The organism is Streptomyces sp. NPDC029526, from assembly GCF_040637405.1.
Classification (GTDB): Bacteria; Actinomycetota; Actinomycetes; order Streptomycetales; family Streptomycetaceae; genus Streptomyces.
On the sequence record NZ_JBEZWE010000017.1, the window covers coordinates 90,396 to 109,134 of the forward strand.

An 18,739-nucleotide genomic window follows, 5' to 3' on the forward strand; every position below is an offset into this window, starting at 1 on the left:
TAATCGATGTGCCGGTCCCGGCCGCCCCGGTGGGGGACACTGCGCCCGTGGACGTCGTCGTGTGGAGTGCCGCCGGATCACTCGTCGCCTGGCTGTGGCTGCTGCTCGGCCAGGGCTTCTTCTGGCGGACGGACGTCCGGTTGCCGCCCGGGCGGGAGCCGGACTCCTGGCCGCCGGTGTGCGTGGTGGTCCCGGCCCGGGACGAGGCCGGGGTGCTGCCCGCGAGTCTGCCGACGCTGCTGGCCCAGGACTACCCGGGCCGTGCCGAGGTGTTCCTCGTCGACGACGGCAGCACGGACGGCACCGGCGCCCTCGCCCGGGAGCTGGCCCGGGAGCGGGGCGGGCTGCCGCTGACGGTCGGCACGCCCGGGGAGCCGCCGGCCGGGTGGACGGGCAAGCTGTGGGCGGTGCGGCACGGCATCGCCCTGGCCCGCGAGCGGGAGCCCGCTTACCTGCTGCTGACGGACGCCGACATCGCGCACGCGCCGGACAGCCTGCGCCGGCTGGTCGCGGCGGCCTCGGGCGGCGGGTTCGACGTGGTCTCGCAGATGGCCCGGCTGCGGGTGGCGAGCCGCTGGGAGCGGCTGGTGGTGCCGGCCTTCGTCTACTTCTTCGCGCAGCTCTACCCGTTCCGGCGGATCTCCCGGCCGGGTGCCCGTACGGCGGCCGCGGCGGGCGGCTGCGTCCTGCTGCGGGCCGACACGGCCGCGCGGGCCCGGATCCCCGACGCCATCCGGCACGCCGTGATCGACGACGTGGCCCTGGCGCGGGCGGTCAAGGGCGTCGGCGGGCGGGTCTGGCTGGGCCTGGCGGACGGGGTGGACAGCGTGCGCCCGTACCCGCGGCTGGGCGACCTGTGGCGCATGGTGTCGCGCAGCGCCTACGCGCAGCTGCGGCACAGTCCGCTGCTGCTGACGGGCACGGTCGCCGGGCTGGCGCTGGTCTACCTGGTGCCGCCGGTGGCCGTGGCCGCGGGCGTCCTGACGGGCACGTGGCCGGCCGCGGCGCTCGGCGGTGCGGCCTGGCTGGTGATGACGGGGACGTTCCTGCCGATGGTGCGCCAATACGGGCAGCCGTGGTGGCTCGCGCCGCTGCTGCCGTTCACCGCGTCGCTGTACCTGCTGATGACGGTGGACTCCGCGGTGCGGCACCACCGGGGGCGCGGTGCCGCGTGGAAGGGCCGCACCTACGCCCGGCCGGACGCCCTCGCCGAGGAGGGCTGATGCCGGCCGGGCGCCGGGGTCACTTGCGGCCCGGGGTCCAGTTCATGCCCCAGCCGTAGACGTGGTCGACGGTGCGCTGGGGGCTCACCCCGCGCTCCGGGACGAGGTAGCGGGCCTCGCGCTGCACCACGAGGTCGCCGTCGCCGGTGCTGGTGATCAGGGCGAGGGCGCACACCGTCGAGGGGACGGTGCACTCGTCGAGCGAGAAGTCGATCGGGGCGCCGTTCTGCGGCCGGAGGGTCACCGTGGCGTTCAGGTCGGCGAAGGACCGGGCGCCCTCGTAGATGGTGACGAAGACCAGGATGCGCCGGAAGGCCTGCTTGTGGTCGAGGTTGACGGTGAGGTTCTCACCGCTGGCGACCGCGCCGGTGCGGTCGTCGCCGTCCAGGTGGATGTACGGGGGCTGGTGCAGCGAGCCGAAGGCGTTGCCGAGGGCCTGGACGACGCCCTTGCGGCCGTCGGTGAGCTCGTAGAGGGCGCACAGGTCGAGGTCCAGGTCGGAGTGGGTGGCGACGGCGCGGCCGAGCTTCGCGGCCCAGCCCGAGAACTGCTTGCGCACCTCCCAGTTGAGGTTGACGTGCAGGGCGCCCGAGGTGCCGCCCTGCTTGGTGAGCGAGACCGACGGGGCGGCCTTGGTGAGCGTCACCTTGGTCAGCCGCACCGGTGCCGCGGCGGGGGCGGGCGGAGCGGCGGGCGGCGCGGCGGGCGGGGCCGGGGGCGTCACCGGCCGGGCCGCGGCGGGGGCCGCGGGCGGGCCGGCGGGCGGGGGCGTCGCCTGCTGGGGCTCGTCGACGCTGATGCCGTAGTCGGTGGCGAGTCCCTCGAGGCCGCTGCTGTACCCCTGGCCGACGGCGCGGAACTTCCAGGCGCCCTGGCGCCGGTAGAACTCGCCCAGGACGAACGCCGTCTCGGTGGTGGCGCCGGTGCTGTCATACCGGGCGGCGACGGTCCCCCCGGGCTCCTGCACCTCGATGTAGAGGTCCGGGATCGCTCCGAAGGTGCCGCCGTCGCAGGAGGCCGCGAGGATCACCGTCTCGATGGCGGGTTCCACCCGGGTGAGGTCCACCGCGAGGGTGTCGGTGACGCGGTCCCCGGCGTTCCGCTTGCCCTCGTGGCGCACGGCCCCGGAGGCGTGGGACGGCTGGTTGTAGAAGACGAAGTCGTCGTCGGAGCGGACCTTCCCGCCGACCAGAAGCAGCGCCGAGGCGTCCGCGTCCGGCACTCCGGGGCCGGTACGCCACCCCAGTTCCACCCGCAGCGCCGCGGTCGGCACCGGTGTGTTCGATCCCTTCGGCATGGACATGTGCGCCCCCATCACGGGTCATCACGCCAGGTCGGGCCCCGGCACGCGTGGTCTTCTCGTCCGCCCCACTATGCCCCGTGGGCCGCGGACGTGAGGAACGACCCGTCATGACCGGGAGTCAACCGGCGGTAACAGGCCCGGAACTCGGGCTTTACCATAACGTCAACCGCCCGGACGCCCCTTTTCGGCAAGTTCACTCACATAAGTGCGGCCACGCCACTGCGGGCACGGAAAAGAACCGTCTTACCGGTCTCCCCAAAAACACATCGTGGGCTTAACTTATGTGCCATGACCTCCCCCCGCTCCACTTATGGCGGCGGTTACTACTCCGCCTCCTTCCCGGACACTCCGATCTACGACTCGCTCGTGGCCGAGCGGGGCACCCCGCAGATCGCCCCGATCCGGGTCCCGGCAGCCTACGAAGCACCCGGCAGTCATCTGCCCGCGCTTCCCTCGGCGTTGCCCGCTCTCCCGGCGGCTCCTTCCCAGTACGGCTACGGCTACCCGCAGGCGCAGCAGCCCGCACCGCTGCAGCAGGCGCCCACGGCCTACATCCCGCAGCAGGCCACCGCGCCGCGCGGCTACCCCGGCCCGCAGCCGCAGCCGCCGCGCCCGGTGCCCCCGGGCGGGGGCTACGAGGCGATGCGCCCGGCGGCTGCCCCGCGGCCCGGTCCGGCTCCGTACCAGGACCCGTACCAGAGCCAGCAGTACCGCGGTTACTGAGCACCGCGCCGCCGAGCCGTCCCCTGGAGCCCTCCGCGCCGTCCGTGCGGTCCGTGCCGTCCGTGCCGTCCGTGCGGTCCGTGCGGTCCGGCAGGATGGCTCCATGGGGAACGCGCGTCTGCACTCGATTCACATTCATCCGGTCAAGGCGCTCCGGGGCGTCCCGCTCACGGAGGTCGTCGTGGAGCCCTGGGGGCCCGCCGGAGACCGGCGCTGGATGCTGGTCGACGACAGGAGCAGGGTCGTCACGCAACGTCAGCAGCCGCGCCTCGCACCCACCGTCGCCGAGCTGCTGCCCGGGGGCGGCGTGCGGCTGTCCGTGCCGGGGGCGGAGCCGCTGACGGTGCCCGTGCCCCGGACCGGCACCACGGTCACGGTGGAGATCTTCGGCGACACGGTGGAGGCGTCACCGGTCGAGGACCCGGCCGTGCGGGAGTGGTGCCGGGCCCGCTTCGGCACCGGCTACCGTCTCGTGCACCTGGACGACCCGGCCACCCGCCGTCGGATCGACCCGGCGTACGCGGGTCCGGACGACACCGTCACCTTCGCGGACGGCTACCCCCTGCTGCTCACCACCACCGCGTCCCTCGACGCCCTCAACTCCCTGATCGCGGTGGGGGACCACGCCTCGGAGGGGCCGCTGCCCATGAACCGCTTCCGGCCGAACCTCGTCGTGGCGGGCACCGACGCCTGGGCGGAGGACGACTGGGAGCGCGTCGCGGTGGGCGAGGTCGCGTTCCGGATCGCCAAGCCCTGCGGGCGGTGCGTGGTGACCACCACCGACCAGCGCACCGGGCGGCGCGGCCGGGAGCCGCTGCACTCCCTGGCGCGGCACCGCCGGGACGGCACCAAGCTGCTCTTCGGCCAGAACCTGATCCCGCTCACCACCGGCACCGTCCGCACCGGCGACCCGGTGCGGGTCCTCGCCCGCCGGTCCGGCCGGGGCGACTGACCCGCCGGGCGCGGCACGGCCGGAACGGCTCACCGGCCGGGGCGGGGCACGGCCGGGGCGGCTCACCGGCCGAGCGGCGGCAGGGCGGACGGCGCCGCGCGCCCGCCGCCGTGAGCGCCCCCTCCCCTCCGGCACCCACCGGGGCCGGTGCGGTACCGACGAGGCGCCGAGGCGTGCGGGCGCGGGGCCGGGGGAAGCCGTACGGCGGGCGCGGGCCGCCTTCCGGCTCCGGTCAACTCGCGCGCCCCGCGCACGCTACGGTGGACCGGGCCGAGGCACTCGGCGACAACCCGCGTACAACGAGGTGGGGGCACAGTTACGCCATGGCACAGGGCACGGTCCAGGTGACGCACACCGGCACCTCGCGGTGGCGGCGCCGCACGGGTGAGTACGCATCGCTCGCCGCCGCCCTGGAGGCCGCGGCCGACGGCGACGTCCTCACCGTCGCCCCCGGCACGTACCGGGAGAACCTCGTCGTGGAGCGGGCCGTGACGCTGCGCGGGCCGGACGGCTCGCCCGGTTCGGTGCGCATCGCGCCCGCGGACGGCGTGCCGCTCACCGTGCGGGCCTCGGCGGTCGTCCAGGACCTGCACGTGGAGGGCCAGGACGCGGCCGCCCCCGCCGTCCTCGTCGAGGAGGGCACCCCCGAGCTGCGGGACCTACGGATCGTCACCCGCTCCGCCGCCGGCATCGAGGTGCGCGGTGACGCCCGGCCCACCGTGCGCCGCTGCACGGTCGACAATCCGGCCGGCGTCGGCATCGCCGTACTCGACGGCGGGGGCGGGGTGTTCGAGGAGTGCGAGGTGGTCTCCGCAGGACAGGCCGGCGTCGCCGTGCGCGGCGGCGGCCACCCGCGCCTGGAGCGGTGCCGGGTGCACCACGCCGCCGGGTCCGGCCTCACCGTGACCGGGGAGAACTCGGCGCTGGAGGCGGTGGGTTGCGAGGTGTACGAGGTGCGCGGCAGCGGCGTCCAGGTCACCCACCGGGCCGCCGCCCACCTCACCGACTGCGACGTGCACCGCACCACCGGCGACGGCGTCACCCTCGACACCGACGCGGTGCTGACGCTGGCCGACTGCCGGATCCACGACATCCCGGAGAACGCCGTCGACCTGCGCTCCCGCTCGGTGCTCACCCTCACCCGCACCACCGTGCGGCAGTTCGGCCGCAACGGCCTGTCGGTGTGGGACCCCGGCACCCGCGTGGACGCCAACCAGTGCGAGATCTTCGACAGCACCGGCGACTACCCGGCGGTCTGGGTGAGCGACGGGGCCACCGCCGTGCTGGACTCGTGCCGGGTGCACGACGTGCCGGACGCCCTGTTCGTGCTCGACCGCGGATCCCGCGCCGACGTGGTCGACAGCGACCTGTCCCAGGTGCGCAACACCGCGGTGTCGGTGAGCGACGGCGCCACCGCGCAGCTCGACGACTGCCGGATCCGCGAGGCGGCCACCGGCGCCTGGTTCCGCGACCACGGCAGCGGCGGCACCCTCAGCAACTGCACCCTGGACGGCACCCAGACCGGGGTCATCGTCACCAAGGGCGCCGACCCGACCGTCGAGCGCTGCACCGTCGACTCCCCCGCCGAAGCGGGCGTGTACGTCTCCGCGGGAGGCCGCGGCTCCTTCCTGAACTGCCGGGTCACCGGCAGTTCGGGCTACGGCTTCCACGTCATCGACGGCAGCCGCACCACGCTCCGCAAGTGCCGTACCGAGCGCTGCGCGCGCGGGGGTTACGAGTTCGCGGAGGGCGGCGCGGACGCGACCGGGGCCGGCGGCCCGCTCGTCGAGGACTGCACCAGCGACGAGAGCGGCGGCCTGCGCCCCGCCGCCACCGCGACGCCCGAACCGGCCGTGCAGACGGCGGGCCACTCCCCCGGCCTGCTGGGCGCCGTCCCGGTGCAGCGCCCCGAACCCGTGCCCGCCGCCCCGGTGGCGCCGATGACCGCGGTGGAGCCGGAGGCCCGCGAGTCGAAGGCGGTGCTCGGCGAACTCGACGCGCTGGTGGGCCTGGAGAGCGTCAAGCGGGAGGTCCGGGCGCTGATCGACATGATCGAGGTGGGCCGCGCCCGTCAGCGCGCGGGCCTGAAGGCCGCCTCGGTGAAGCGGCACCTGGTGTTCACCGGCTCCCCCGGCACCGGCAAGACCACCGTCGCCCGGCTCTACGGCGAGATCCTGGCCTCCCTCGGGGTGCTGGAGAAGGGGCACCTGGTCGAGGTGTCCCGGGTGGACCTGGTCGGCGAGCACATCGGCTCGACGGCGATCCGCACCCAGGAGGCGTTCGAGAAGGCGCGCGGCGGTGTGCTGTTCATCGACGAGGCGTACGCCCTGTCCCCGGAGGACGCCGGGCGGGACTTCGGCAAGGAGGCCATCGACACGCTGGTGAAGCTGATGGAGGACCACCGCGACGCGGTCGTGGTGATCGTCGCGGGCTACACAGCGGAGATGGAGCGGTTCCTGTCGGTCAACCCCGGGGTGGCGTCCCGCTTCTCGCGGACGATCACCTTCGGCGACTACGGCCCGCGGGAACTGCTGCGCATCGTGGAACAGCAGGCCGAGGAGCACGAGTACCGGCTCGCCCCCGGGGCCGCCGAGGCCCTGCTGGCGTATTTCACGGACATCCCCAAGGGGGCCGCGTTCGGCAACGGCCGCACCGCGCGGCAGACGTTCGAGGCGATGGTGGAACGGCACGCGGGCCGGGTCGCCCAGCTCGCGGAGCCGAGCACCGACGATCTGACCCTGCTCTACGGCGAGGACCTGCCGGCGCTGCCCTGATCCGTCACCCGGACGCGCCTTCGGACGCGTGTCGGGACGCCGGCCCGGGCACCGCGCCGGACGGCGGCCCGGTAGGGCGCGGTCCCGGAACCTCGGGCCGCAGCCGTGCCAGGAGCCGGCGCCGTTCCTCGGCGAAGACCGGGTCGGCCTGGTAGTCGGAGTGGCCCAGGATCGGCGCGGGCAACGGGTGGGCGCGGGTGCGGCCGTAGGCGAGCGGGTCCTTCAGCGGCGGGCGGTCCACCGGCGGGCCGTCGTCGCCGGAGAGCCGTACAGGGCCTCCGATGGGGTCGGTGAGCCGGTACAGGTTGGTCCAGCAGTCGGCCTCCCGGTGCAGCCGGTCGAGGGCGTCCGGCCCGAAGTGGGCCGGGAACCAGCGGCCGTAGAGGCGCTCCAGCGGGGACCCGTACGTCAGCAGCGCGACCCGGCTGCGGGTGGCGGGCGGCAGTTGCCAGGCCGCGGCGGCGGCCAGCACGCTGCCCTGGGAGTGGCCGGAGACGACCAGCCGGCCGCCGGTGTCCTCGGTCCAGGTGGCGATCCGCCAGGTCAGGTCCGGCACCGCGCGCTCCGCGTAGCAGGGCGGGGCGAAGGGGTGGGCGGCGCGCGGCCAGAAGGTGCCGACGTCCCAGAGGATGCCGATGGTGCGCCGGGCGGAGGCGTCCTTGTAGGCGCGCCGCCCCCAGGTGACGAACAGTATGAAGCCCAGGCCGATCAGCCAGGAGCCGAGTGCCTGCGCGGTCTCGGCGGCCCCGTGGACGACGGCGTACGAGCCGCGGGCGGCTTCGCCGGGCGTCCGGTCGGTGACCAGGGCGCCGACGAGGGCGCCCGCTCCCAGCAGCAGGGTCGCGCCGGAGGTGACGGCCACGACGCGCGGCCCGCGGTCGGTGAGGGCGGCCAGGGCGCGGGTGCGGGCGATGCGACGGGTGCGGGCGGGGTCCGCCGGTTCGCCGGCGTACTCCCGGGCGACGGCGGCGCGTTCCTCGCGGGCCAGCTGCCAGGCGCGCCGGGCCAGCCAGCCGGCCAGCACCAGGAGCAGGACCAGCAGGGGCGGGATCGCGGAGGCCTGCCAGGTCAGCACGACCGGCGGTCCGGGCATCGCGGTGCCGGTGCCGTCGAGCCAGTCCGCCACCCGCTGGGCGACGCCGCCGGACATCACTCCGCCCAGGGCGCAGGCCAGCATCGCCACGGCCGGTCCGGCCAGGCCGCGCAGCGCGGCACGGCGGTCGGGGTCGCTGCGGTGCAGCGCGCGGGCGGTCACGCCCAGGGCGATCACCAGCAGCCCCTGGGCGAGGCCGAGGGCGCCGAACGTCTCGTCGCCGGGGAGCCTGCCGGACGACGTCCAGCCGGGGCGTTCCCACCCGGCGTGGAGCACGCTGAGCACGAGCAGGGCGAGGGCGGTCAGCGGGAGCCACCGCACCAGGTGCGTGTCGAGGACGGTGTCGGCCCGGCGTTCGGCCCGGCCCCGGCGGCACACCACCCACACGACGACGGCCGCGGCGGCGGCCAGCGCGCTCTCCAGGAGGAGGCCGAGCAGCGCGGGCACGGCCGGCTCGGGGGTCTCGCGGTCGTGGCGGGCGGCGGCGGAGCCGACCGCAGCGGCGACCGTCAGCAGCGCCGCGGCGGTGTGCGCGGCCCGCAGCCGGGCGCCGAGGCGGCGGCCGTACCAGAAGCCGGGACGGCCCAGCGCGGTACCGCCGTCCCCCTCCTCTTCCCCCGGGCCGACGGCGGTGCCGGGGTCCTGCTGCGGGGACAGCGGCTGCTGGGACTCGTAGGCGCTCCAGGTGCGCAGGGAGAGGTACCACAGCAGACCGGTCAGCGCGGTGGGCACCAGCGCGGCGAGGGCGAGGCGGCGGCCGGGCATGCTCCACCAGCCGCCGTCGGAGATCTCGGGCGAGAGGAACCCCAGCCAGGAGTGGCGGGCGGCGCACGCGCCGGTGCCCGCGCACTGCCAGGCGGCCAGGTCCAGGGCGACCTCGCAGGCGGCGGCGACGAGGAGCACCGTCAGGCTCAGTCCGGTCAGCCGCAGCAGCACCCCGTACAGGCGGACGGTGCGGCGGCGGCCGCGGGCGGTGGGGCGCATCCAGTGGGCGAGGTTGACGACCATGAACGGCAGCAGCAGCAGCCACAGGGCGCGGGTGCCGTTGCCGGAGGTGAGGTTGCACCAGACGTAGGCCTCGGGAACGGGCCCGTCACGCCGCCCGGGGGGCCGCCGCTCGGCGTCGGCGTCGTCTGCCCGGCGGAAGACCGCGGCCACGTCGTCGCCGGTGACGCGGACCGTGCGGGGGTCGTTGAGCATCGCCTCGGGGGTCGTGCCGCCCACGCCGTGGACGAGGAGTTCCAGGGCCGCGCCGCCTTCCCCGGGACCCGCTGCGGGGGCTGCGGTGCCCTCCGCCGGTCCGCGTTCCTGCGCCCGTTCCACGCTCGGCAACTCCCCCCGGTGACACGCCGTCGGCTCGGTCCGTGCGGGCACAGGATGTCCGGCGGCGGCCCCTCTCACACCTCCCGTCACGCAATCTCCCCGGTCCGTGTGAAGGACGGGCCACGGACGGGACGCGAGTGACGTGTGCGCGACGATCCGCCGGTGGCGCCGGGCGGGTCGCGTCATGGGAGGATGGAACGTCCGTGCACCGGGGCCGGGCGGAACGTGCTCGCCGCCGCGGGAGTGCCGGGCGTGTCGGACGGTTACGCGGCGAAAGGACCCGAGCGTACGTGAGCGAGAATCAGAACCTCCTCGCGGAGCAACGACGCACCCTGATCCTGGACGAGGTCCGGCGCCGGGGCGGGGTCCGGGTCAACGAGCTGACCCGCAGGCTCGGTGTGTCGGACATGACGGTGCGCCGCGACCTCGACGCGCTGGCCCGGCAGGGCGTGCTGGAGAAGGTGCACGGCGGCGCGGTCCCGGTGGTGGAGGCCAGCACCCACGAGCCCGGTTTCGAGGCCAAGTCGGGTCTGGAGCTGAGCGCCAAGGAGGACATCGCGCGGGCCGCCGCCGAACTGGTCCCGCCGGGCGCCGCGATCGCGCTCTCGGGCGGGACGACGACGTTCGCGCTGGCGCACCGGCTGCTGGAGGTGCCCGATCTGACGGTGGTCACCAACTCGGTGCGGGTGGCGGACGTCTTCCACGCGGCGCAGCGCACGTCGGGTCCGCGTCCGGGTGCCGCGACGGTGGTGCTCACGGGCGGGGTGCGTACCCCGTCGGACTCGCTGGTGGGCCCGGTGGCCGACCAGGCGATCGCCACGCTCCACTTCGACCTGCTGTTCCTCGGCGTGCACGGGATATCCGTCGAGGCGGGCCTGTCGACGCCGAACCTAGCGGAGGCCGAGACCAACCGCCGACTGGTGCAGTCGGCGCGGCGGGTCGTGGTGGTCGCCGACCACACCAAGTGGGGCACCGTGGGCCTGAGTTCGTTCGCGTCCCTGGACCAGGTGGACACGCTGGTGACCGACTCCGGGCTGCCGGCCCGGGCGCGGGAGCAGGTCGCGGAGCGGCTGCGGCGGCTGGTGGTGGCGGGCGAGGCCGAGGCGCCGGCGGAGACCGGGGCGTCGGCGGGGGCCGGGGGGCGACCGGAGGACGCCGAGCCCGGCGACGACGGTCCCGGGCGCACGTCCGGCTCGGCACCCGACGACGGTGACGGCTCCGGTTCCGCCGGGGGCGCCGTGGAGGGCGACCGGCCTTCCTGAGCTGCGCGGCTCCGGAGCGTCGGCCGGGTCCGCCGGGGACGTTCGCCGCCGACGGCACGGCACCCTTCCGGATCGCGCTCGGAGCCGCCCGGTCCGGCCTCGCACGGGCCTTCCGCGACGCGGCCACGAGGCCGGACCGGCGGCCCGGCGCGCGGCGCCGAGCACGTGCGACCGGAACCGCCCCCGGCCCTTTCGTACGGCCCCGGCCGCCCCGGCCCCCGGGCGGGTCACTCCGGCCGGGCGGGTCGCTCCGGACGGGTCACTCCGGCCAGACGCCGGTGCTCAGCAGGGTGTCGATGACCGCCTCGTACGGGGTGATGTCCAGCCCCTGCCCGGCCAGCCAGGCATCCGAGTAGTAGCGGTCGAGGTAGCGGTCCCCCGGGTCGCACAGCAGGGTGACCACGCTGCCCTGCCGCCCGGCGGCCACCATCTCCGCGACGATCCTGAGCGCGCTCCACAGCCCGGTGCCGGTGGAGCCGCCCGCCCGGCGCCCGATCGCCCTCTCCAGGGCGCGGACCGCGGCCACGCTGGCCGCGTCCGGCACCTTCATCATCCGGTCGATCGCACCGGGCACGAAGCTGGGCTCCATCCGGGGCCGGCCGATGCCCTCGATGCGTGACCCCCGGTCGCAGGTGACGTCGCCGTCACCGGTCGTCCAGCCGTCGAAGAAACAGGAGTTCTCGGGGTCGGCGACACAGACGCGGGTGTCGTACTGGAGGTAGTGGACGTAGCGGGCGAGGGTCGCGGAGGTGCCGCCGGTGCCGGCCGTCGCGACGATCCACTCGGGTTCGGGGAACCGTTCCCGTTCCATCTGCCGGAAGATCGACTCGGCGATGTTGTTGTTGCCCCGCCAGTCCGTGGCCCGTTCGGCGTAGGTGAACTGGTCCATGTAGTGGCCGCCCGTCTCCGCCGCGAGTGCGGCGGACGCCTCGTACATGGTGCGGGGGTCGTCCACGAAGTGGCACCGGCCGCCGTGGAACTCGATCAGTCGGCACTTCTCGGCGCTGGTCGTGCGCGGCATGACGGCGATGAAGGGCACGCCGATCAGGTGCGCGAAGTACGCCTCGGACACGGCCGTGGAGCCGCTGGACGCCTCGATCACCGGGCGGTCCGGGCGGATCCAGCCATTGCACAGCCCGTAGAGGAACAGCGACCGGGCCAGCCGGTGCTTGAGGCTGCCGGTGGGGTGCGTGGACTCGTCCTTGAGGTAGAGGTCGACGCCCCACCGTTCGGGCAGCGGGAAGCGCAGCAGATGGGTGTCGGCGGAGCGGTTGGCGTCCGCCTGGACCCGGCGGACGGCTTCTTTCAGCCAGTCGCGGTAGGCGGTGTCGGTCCGGTCGACGTCGAGGGTGACGTCCGTCCGGGTCAGGGGAGAAGTGCTCACGGCGGGCTCCTTACGCTGAGCGCCGACGGCGTCTCACGCGGCCGGTACTCCGATCATAAGCACCCCACACACCCCTCTTCACCTGCATAAACGCATCTTTGGGAGGCTCAAAGGTGCTCCTGGGGACGGGGGCGTGAAGTTGCGGGGGCGCACGGGCCGGAGTGCTTCGCGCGCCTGCGGAAGGAGGAGCGCGCGTACTGGTGCTCGACGGCGCGCGGGGGCACACTGCACCGGCGGGAGGATCCCCCGGACGGGGAGACCGGTGGTGGACGCGCCGGACCCGGGAGGGTCCCGGCACACCGACGCGCGACGAGGGGGCGTGGGACATGGCGGAGCCGGAGTTCACGGCCACCGGCGTGCGGATCGGCAGACGGCTGCGGTCGCTCACCCGGGCCGGGCAGGTCCGGATCAGCGACGGCCGTCTCGAACTGCTCACCAGCTACGGCACGGAGATCGACAGCGCACCGGTGCAGGCGGTACGCGCCTCCCGCCCCTGGTTCGCCCCGGAGGACCGGGCCTTGGCGGACGTCAACGGCACCCGTTACTCACTCACCCTCGGTGACCACGATCCCGCCCCGGGCGAGCCGGGCCCGCCGGCGGCACGCCGCTTCATCGAGGCCGTGCGGCGGGCGGCGGGGCGCGGCGACTGAGATGTCCGCGAGTTGCGCCACCCCACCCCGTACGTCACGCTGTTCACACGTCACTCTGGGTTTACCGGCGATAACGCTGCGAACCAGCCCGCCGGCCACGACAGCAGGCGGCAGCGTCACGCAGGCATCCTGCTGGATCCGTACTCCGTGTTCTTCCGGACTCCGATCCGGACCTGACATCGGGGAGTCGCAGCCGTGATCAGTCACCCAAGCAGACAGTGCACGGTGGAGCTCCAAGCCCTGCCGTCGCGGATCGGACAGGTCCGCAGAATCGTATCTGCGCAGTTGCGCTACTGGCATATGGACTGCCTGATCGACCGGGCCTCGCTCGGCGTGACGGAGCTGTTGTCCAACGTCCACCGGCATGCCCGGCCCGACAAGACCTGCACCGTCGAGATGGAGCTGTTGCTCGACCGGCTCAAGGTCTCGGTGCACGACCGCGATCCGCGCCTGCCCGTCGTGTCGGACGCGAGCCCGCTCGCGACCTGCGGCCGAGGGCTGGCGATGGTCGCCGCGATGAGTGAGAGCTGGGGCGCGCTGCCCGACGGCGACGACGGCAAGGTCGTGTGGTTCACCCTGCCGACGCCCGCCGTGACCGCCGCGCCCGTCCCGGCCCGCCTCCCGCGGCTCAACGGGGCGGAGCGTCCCTCGCCCCGGATCACCGAGGTCGCGGAGGTCGCCCTGGTCGAACGTGCCACCGAGGGTCACCGCCCCGAACCAGCTCCCGCCCGGTCCGCCGTTCCCGGCTGACCGGGCGGTGACCTCGTCGCCGGGCGACCGGCGCGGGGCACGCTGTGCCTCGGCGCCGTCCGGGGTGATCCACGCCCGCGGTCGCGCTGTGCCTCGGCGCCGTCCGGGGTGATCCACGCCCGCGGTCGCGCTGTGCCCCGGCGCCGTCCGGAGTGATACACGGCGCGCGGTCGCGGCCGTACGCGTCACGGACGCGGGCGCCTGCCGGTCGTTCCTGTCACGGTCGCGGGGGCCTGCCGGTCGTCTCGCACGGGCGCACGGGCCGGGGCCGCCCGGAGCCCTCCGGCAGGCGGGCAGCCCGGCCGGCACGGCGCGGTGACCCGCCTGCCGGGGCTCCGGGGCCGTGGGGCGGGAAGCCGCGCGGGCCGGGGTCAGGACGAGGGTTGTGCGGTGTCCTTCATCCGGCCCCAGCCGTGCCAGCGCTCGACCTCGACCCAGGCGCTGACCCGGCCCCGCTCCCGGTTCGGGTACGGGCCGCCGGTGTAGTGCCGGGCGAGGCGGTCGATGTCGGCGAGGTCGGCGTCGTCCCGCCACTCGGCCACGCGGCCGATGAGGGTGACGTGGGTGTACCAGTCGTCCTCGGCCAGCACGGTGAGGGTGACGCGCGGGTCGCGGCGCAGGTGCTTCAGGCGGACGCGGCCCTCGTCGAGGTTGAGCAGGACCCGCCCGTCCTCCCAGAGGTACCAGGTCGCCGTGGACACGGGTGAGCCGTCGGCACGCACGGTGGCCATGACACACGGGTTGGGGCGGCGCAGCAGGTCGACGGCGTCGGCGGGCAGCGGGGGCTCGGACACGGGTTCTCCTTCGTCTTCTTCGTGTGAGGGTGGTGACGGGGGTCGGCGGGCGTGCCGGGGCGGCACGGGCAGGAGGGCCGGACGGCCGAACAGCCGGACGACCTGGCGACCGGACGACCGGGCGACCGGGTCAGTCCGGGAAGCTGGCGTAGTAGGCGGCGGCCATGTCCTCGTCGCCGTGGCCCTGTGCCGCGGCGCGTTCCAGGCGCTCCGCGCTCGCCGCGGCCACGTCCAGGCGTGCCCCGTGCTGTCGACCGGCCCGCACGATCAGGCGGGCGTCCTTGGCGGCCGTGGTCACGGCGAACTGGGCCGGGGACAGCTGTCCGGAGCGGATGAGGCCGGCCTTGGCGTGCAGGTAACCCATGTCGAGGGGGCCGCCCCTGACGAGGTCGAGGAAGCCGTCGGGGTCGACGTCCAGGGCCTCGGCGAGCGCCAGGGACTCGCCGACGGCGGACGTGGCCGCCAGGACCCAGCTGTTGACCACCAGTTTCAGGCGCGTGGCGCTCGCCGCCGCGCCGTCGTCGCCGGTCCACACGGTGCGGGTGCCGACCGCGTCGAAGACGGGCGTCGCCCTGTCCCGGCCCTCGGCGGGGCCCGCGGCGAGCACGGTCAGCTGCCCGGCCTCGGCGGGCTGCCGGGTGCCGAGCACGGGGGCGTCGTAGAACAGCAGGCCGTGCTCGCGGGCGAGGGCGGCGAGTTGGGTGACGTCGTCGAGTCCGGCGGTGGTGGACTGCGCCCAGACCGTGCCGGGCCGTAGGGCGGGGGCGGCCTGCCGCACGGTGTCCAGGGTGACGGGGCCGTCGTGCAGCACCGTCAGCACGACGTCGGCCGTGGCGACCGCGTCGGCGGGGGTGTCCGCGACGTGCGCGCCGTCGGCGGCGAGCGGTTCGGCCTTGGCGCGGGTGCGGTTCCAGACGCGGACGGCGTGTCCGGCGCGGGCGAGGTTGCGGGCCATCGCGGCACCCATGATGCCGGTGCCCAGGACCGCCACGGTGAGCTGGTCGTCGGTCATGCCGTCGCCTTCCTTCGTCGGGCCGGGCCGCCTCGCGACCCCGGGGGCCGGTCTCCCTGCCCCCGCTCTCCAGTACCCCGGTTCCGCCGGGTGCGTGCGCCCGCGGTCGTATGCGGGGGCGTGCGGTCGAGGTGTGCGCGTGCGGTCAAGGTCCGTTGTGTTCGCGTGCGGTCGATGGGGCGCCTTCGACATCCCCCCGGGCCCGCCGCCCGGCCGCCACCGCGGGTCCCTGGCCCGGGCTACGCGAGGGCGCCCAGGGGATCGTCCAGGACGGGCTGCCAGGCGAGTTCGGCGGCCCCGACCAGGCTGTTGTGGGCCAGGGTGCAGGGCAGGATCGGGACGCTGCCGCTGCGGCCCCACAGGCTGCGGTCGGCGACGACGGCGCGCAGCCGGTCCGGGTCCGCCTCCAGCAGCGTGCCGTGCAGGCCGCCGAGGATGATCCGGTCGGGGTTGAGGATGTTCACCAGCCCGGCGAGACCGCGGCCGAGGCGGTCGATCAGGCGCTCCACCGCGACGCGGACGGCCGGGTCGTCGCGGTGCTCACGGATCAGGGTGTCGGCGTGCTTCAGCAGGGACACCTCGGGGCCCGGTGCCCGGCCCGCCGCGGTCAGGAAGGCCAGCGGGTCCGTCTCGACGTCGAGACAGCCGCGGCTGCCGCAGTGGCAGGGGCGGCCCTCCGGGTGGACGGGGAGGTGGCCGACCTCCAGGGCGAGCCCGGAACTGCCCGAGTGCAGGCGGCCGTCGAGGACCAGCGCGCCGCCGACGCCGCGATGGCCGGTGGCCACGCAGAGCAGGTCGCGGGAGCCCCGTCCGGCGCCGTGCCGGTGCTCGGCGAGCGCGGCGAGGTTGACGTCGTTGGCGGCGAAGGCGGGGCCGTCGAGCCCGGCGGCCCGCACCTGCTCGGTGAAGATCTCCCGTACCGGCGCCCCCGCGGGCCAGGCCAGGTGCAGGGGGTTGAGCGCCAGCCCTTCCGGTTCGGCGACCGCGGACGGCACGGCGAGCCCCGCTCCCACGCACCGGCGCCCGGTCTCGCGGAGCAGGTCGGCGCCGGCCGTCACGACGGAGCCGAGCACCTTCGCCGGGTCGGCGTCCACCACCTCGCAGCCGGGTGTCGTGGCGACGATCCGGCCGCCGAGGCCGACCAGGGCGGCGCGGAACCCGTCGGCGTGCACCTGGGCGGCGAGGACCACCGGTCCGTCCTCGGCGACCGCCAGCCGGTGCGAGGGACGCCCCTGCGAACCGGAGGCGGCCCCGGGGCGGGCGTCCACCCGGATCAGGCCCAGCGCCTCCAGTTCGGCCGCGACCGCCCCCGCGGTGGCCCGGGTCACGCCGAGCTCTGCGGTGAGCACCGCCCGGGTGGGCGCCCGGCCGGTGTGCACGAGCTCCAGGGCGGGCCCGAGCGCGGCGCGCCCCCGGTCCAGCCGCGCCCTCGTGGTGGTCCCTTTCCCCGGCGTCCCGGGGTCCGCGTTGCCGCTCATGAAGGAGAGTGTTCCATGATCCGTCCCGGTGGCCGACTACAGGCCGGACACCCGCAGCGTGATGTTCAGCCGTCCCTCCAGCCCCAACTCCGGTGGTGCGGTGCCGCCGTGCACGCGGGGCACCCCGTGGTACGCGAGCCGGGAGGGGCCGCCGAAGACGAACAGGTCGCCGCTGCGCAGCTCGACGTCGGTGTACGGGCGGGTCCGGGTCTCCGGGTTGCCGAAGCGGAAGACGCAGGTGTCGCCGAGGCTCAGGGACACCACCGGGGCGTCCGCCCGTTCGTCGCTGTCGCGGTGCATGCCCATCCGGGCGTCGGCGTCGTAGAAGTTGACCAGTGCGATGTCGTACGCCGCTCCCCGGGCCGCGTCGGCGCCCAGGGCGTCGGCCACCGCGCGCCGGCCCAGGCGCCCGAGGAGGCCGGGGAACGGCTTGACCGGGGCGCCGTCGCCGTCGACGACCGTGCGGGCGTACCCGTAGGGGTACCAGTGCCAGCCCAGGCACACCTGGCGGGCGGACATGGTGCCGCCGCCGGGGGTGCGGACCGTACGCAGTCCGGCGGGCGGCCGGGCCCACTCCCGGCAGGCCGCGAGCAGCTCGCGCTGCCCGGCGAGGTCCAGCCATCCCGGCACGTGCACCGCGCCGGGCGCGATCTCCGCCCGGGCCCTGGGGAACAGCTCGGCGTCCATGCCCCCATCCTGCCGGACCGGGCCTGAGCTGGGGCTCGGCTAGCCTGTGGGCACGATGGACGACCGTATGACGACGCCGTGGGGTGCGCCGGCGCTGACCCGCTTCCCCGAGGATCCGCGCGACCGGCTGCGCGCCTGGGACGCCTCCGACGCCTATCTGCTGCGGTACCTGGACCGGGAGGGGATCACTCCGTCGGGGACCGTCGTGGTGCTCGGTGACCGGTGGGGCGCGCTGGTCACCGCGCTGGCGGCGCACCGGCCGACGCAGATCACGGACTCCTGGCTGGGACAGCAGGCGACCCGGGCCAACCTGGCGCGCAACGGGGTGGAGCCCGGTGCGGTTCGGCTGCTCACCACGCAGGACGCGCCACCGGGCCGGATCGACGTGCTGCTCGTGCGGGTGCCCAAAAGCCTGGCCCTGCTGGAGGACCAGCTGCTGCGGCTGGCCCCCGCGGTGCACGCGGACACGGTGGTGATCGGCACCGGCATGGTCAAGGAGATCCACACCTCCACGCTGCGCCTGTTCGAACGGATCCTCGGCCCGACCAGGACCACGCTCGCCGAGCAGAAGGCGCGGCTGATCCTGTGCACCCCGGACCCGGCCCTGGAACGGCCGGACAACCCCTGGCCGTACCGCTACACGCTGCCCGAGGACATCGGCGCGGTGTCCGGCCGGCCGGTCGTCAACCACGCGGGGGTGTTCTGCGCGGACCGCCTCGACATCGGCACCCGGTTCTTCCTGCGGCACCTCCCGGCCTCCGGTGAGGGGGCCCGGGTGGTGGACCTGGGCTGCGGCAACGGTGTGGTCGGCACGGCGGTGGCGCTCGCCCAGCCGCGGGCCGAAGTGCTGTTCACGGACGAGTCGTTCCAGGCCGTGGCGTCCGCCGAGGCCACCTACCGGGCGAACGGCGTGCCGGGGCACGCGGAGTTCCGGGTCGGCGACGGGCTGACGGGCGTGCCGGACCGGAGCGTCGACCTGGTGCTCACCAATCCGCCGTTCCACTCCCACCGGGCGACCACGGACGCCACGGCCCGGCGGATGTTCGGGGACGCCCGACGGGTGCTGCGGCCGGGCGGCGAACTGTGGGTCGTCGGCAACCGGCACCTGGGGTACCACGTACGGCTCCGGCGGCTGTTCGGCAGCAGCGAAGTCGTCGCGTCCGACCCGAAGTTCGTGGTGCTCAGGGCCGTCCGGCGGTGACCGGCCGCCATGACGGCCACAACGGGCACGACCGGCACGACCGGCACGACGGCCAGGCGACCGCAACCCAGGCGACCACAACCGGCGAGGGGCGGGGCAGGCACGACCGGCAGGGCGGACACCACCGGCA

The 18,739-nt window shown here is 75.2% G+C and carries 14 protein-coding genes and 2 pseudogenes; 9 read left to right on the top strand and 7 right to left on the bottom strand.

Going from position 1 to position 18,739, the window contains the following annotated elements:
* Positions 1-29: 29 nt before the first annotated feature.
* Positions 30-1,223, top strand: coding sequence for a glycosyltransferase (locus AB0F01_RS26485; protein ID WP_362100684.1), 1,194 nt, complete (start codon positions 30-32; stop codon positions 1,221-1,223).
* Between the two features lie 19 nt (positions 1,224-1,242).
* Here the strand turns inward: AB0F01_RS26485 and AB0F01_RS26490 are convergent, their stop codons facing one another.
* A complete protein-coding gene (locus AB0F01_RS26490) occupies positions 1,243-2,520 on the bottom strand; it encodes a TerD family protein (protein ID WP_362100687.1) in 1,278 nt (425 codons plus the stop codon).
* A gap of 294 nt (positions 2,521-2,814) precedes the next feature.
* On the opposite strand from AB0F01_RS26490, the gene AB0F01_RS26495 reads away from it, so the two are divergent.
* From AB0F01_RS26495 to AB0F01_RS26505, 3 genes are all read left to right on the top strand, one after another.
* Positions 2,815-3,249 (top strand): DUF6643 family protein, encoded by a 435-nt coding sequence (locus AB0F01_RS26495; RefSeq protein ID WP_362100614.1) that lies wholly within the window; start codon positions 2,815-2,817, stop codon positions 3,247-3,249.
* Between the two features lie 103 nt (positions 3,250-3,352).
* Entirely contained in the window at positions 3,353-4,201 is an 849-nt protein-coding gene (locus AB0F01_RS26500; protein ID WP_362100617.1) for an MOSC N-terminal beta barrel domain-containing protein, read from the top strand.
* A 323-nt stretch (positions 4,202-4,524) separates the two neighbouring features.
* On the top strand, positions 4,525-6,975 hold the full coding sequence (locus AB0F01_RS26505; RefSeq protein WP_362100620.1) for a right-handed parallel beta-helix repeat-containing protein: 2,451 nt from the start codon (positions 4,525-4,527) through the stop codon (positions 6,973-6,975).
* Between the two features lie 4 nt (positions 6,976-6,979).
* Here the strand turns inward: AB0F01_RS26505 and AB0F01_RS26510 are convergent, their stop codons facing one another.
* Positions 6,980-9,268 carry a hypothetical protein gene (locus AB0F01_RS26510; protein WP_362100690.1) on the bottom strand — a complete coding sequence of 763 codons (2,289 nt, stop codon included), beginning with the start codon at positions 9,266-9,268 and terminating at the stop codon, positions 6,980-6,982.
* Positions 9,269-9,681: 413 nt separating this feature from the next.
* On the opposite strand from AB0F01_RS26510, the pseudogene AB0F01_RS26515 reads away from it, so the two are divergent.
* A pseudogene (locus tag AB0F01_RS26515) lies at positions 9,682-10,488 on the top strand (DeoR/GlpR family DNA-binding transcription regulator); the annotation flags it as partial.
* 203 nt (positions 10,489-10,691) lie between these two features.
* A pseudogene (locus AB0F01_RS26520) lies at positions 10,692-10,796 on the top strand (SRPBCC family protein); the annotation flags it as partial.
* Between the two features lie 116 nt (positions 10,797-10,912).
* On the opposite strand, the gene AB0F01_RS26525 reads toward AB0F01_RS26520, so the two are convergent.
* The gene (locus AB0F01_RS26525) at positions 10,913-12,037 is read right to left on the bottom strand and encodes a PLP-dependent cysteine synthase family protein (RefSeq protein WP_362100622.1); all 1,125 of its coding nucleotides are present in this window, start codon (positions 12,035-12,037) and stop codon (positions 10,913-10,915) included.
* Between the two features lie 326 nt (positions 12,038-12,363).
* Between AB0F01_RS26525 and AB0F01_RS26530 the strand changes: the two genes are divergently transcribed.
* Complete coding sequence (locus AB0F01_RS26530) at positions 12,364-12,687, top strand: hypothetical protein (RefSeq protein ID WP_362100624.1); 324 nt, start codon at positions 12,364-12,366, stop codon at positions 12,685-12,687.
* Positions 12,688-12,882: 195 nt separating this feature from the next.
* On the top strand, positions 12,883-13,437 hold the full coding sequence (locus AB0F01_RS26535) for an ATP-binding protein (protein WP_362100627.1): 555 nt from the start codon (positions 12,883-12,885) through the stop codon (positions 13,435-13,437).
* 371 nt (positions 13,438-13,808) lie between these two features.
* Here AB0F01_RS26535 and AB0F01_RS26540 read toward each other — a convergent pair whose 3' ends face one another.
* The 4 genes from AB0F01_RS26540 to AB0F01_RS26555 all read right to left on the bottom strand — a co-directional run bounded on the left by AB0F01_RS26540 (position 13,809) and on the right by AB0F01_RS26555 (position 17,408).
* Positions 13,809-14,231 (bottom strand): PPOX class F420-dependent oxidoreductase, encoded by a 423-nt coding sequence (locus tag AB0F01_RS26540; protein ID WP_362100629.1) that lies wholly within the window; start codon positions 14,229-14,231, stop codon positions 13,809-13,811.
* A 130-nt stretch (positions 14,232-14,361) separates the two neighbouring features.
* Positions 14,362-15,243, bottom strand: a complete 882-nt coding sequence (locus AB0F01_RS26545; protein WP_362100632.1) for an NAD(P)-dependent oxidoreductase — start codon at positions 15,241-15,243, stop codon at positions 14,362-14,364.
* 239 nt (positions 15,244-15,482) lie between these two features.
* Positions 15,483-16,721: an ROK family protein gene (locus AB0F01_RS26550; protein ID WP_362100635.1), complete on the bottom strand. Its 1,239-nt coding sequence runs from the start codon at positions 16,719-16,721 to the stop codon at positions 15,483-15,485.
* Between the two features lie 36 nt (positions 16,722-16,757).
* Entirely contained in the window at positions 16,758-17,408 is a 651-nt protein-coding gene (locus AB0F01_RS26555; RefSeq protein ID WP_362100638.1) for an alpha-ketoglutarate-dependent dioxygenase AlkB, read from the bottom strand.
* A gap of 67 nt (positions 17,409-17,475) precedes the next feature.
* Between AB0F01_RS26555 and AB0F01_RS26560 the strand changes: the two genes are divergently transcribed.
* Positions 17,476-18,609: a methyltransferase gene (locus tag AB0F01_RS26560; protein WP_362100693.1), complete on the top strand. Its 1,134-nt coding sequence runs from the start codon at positions 17,476-17,478 to the stop codon at positions 18,607-18,609.
* Positions 18,610-18,739 lie beyond the last annotated feature (130 nt).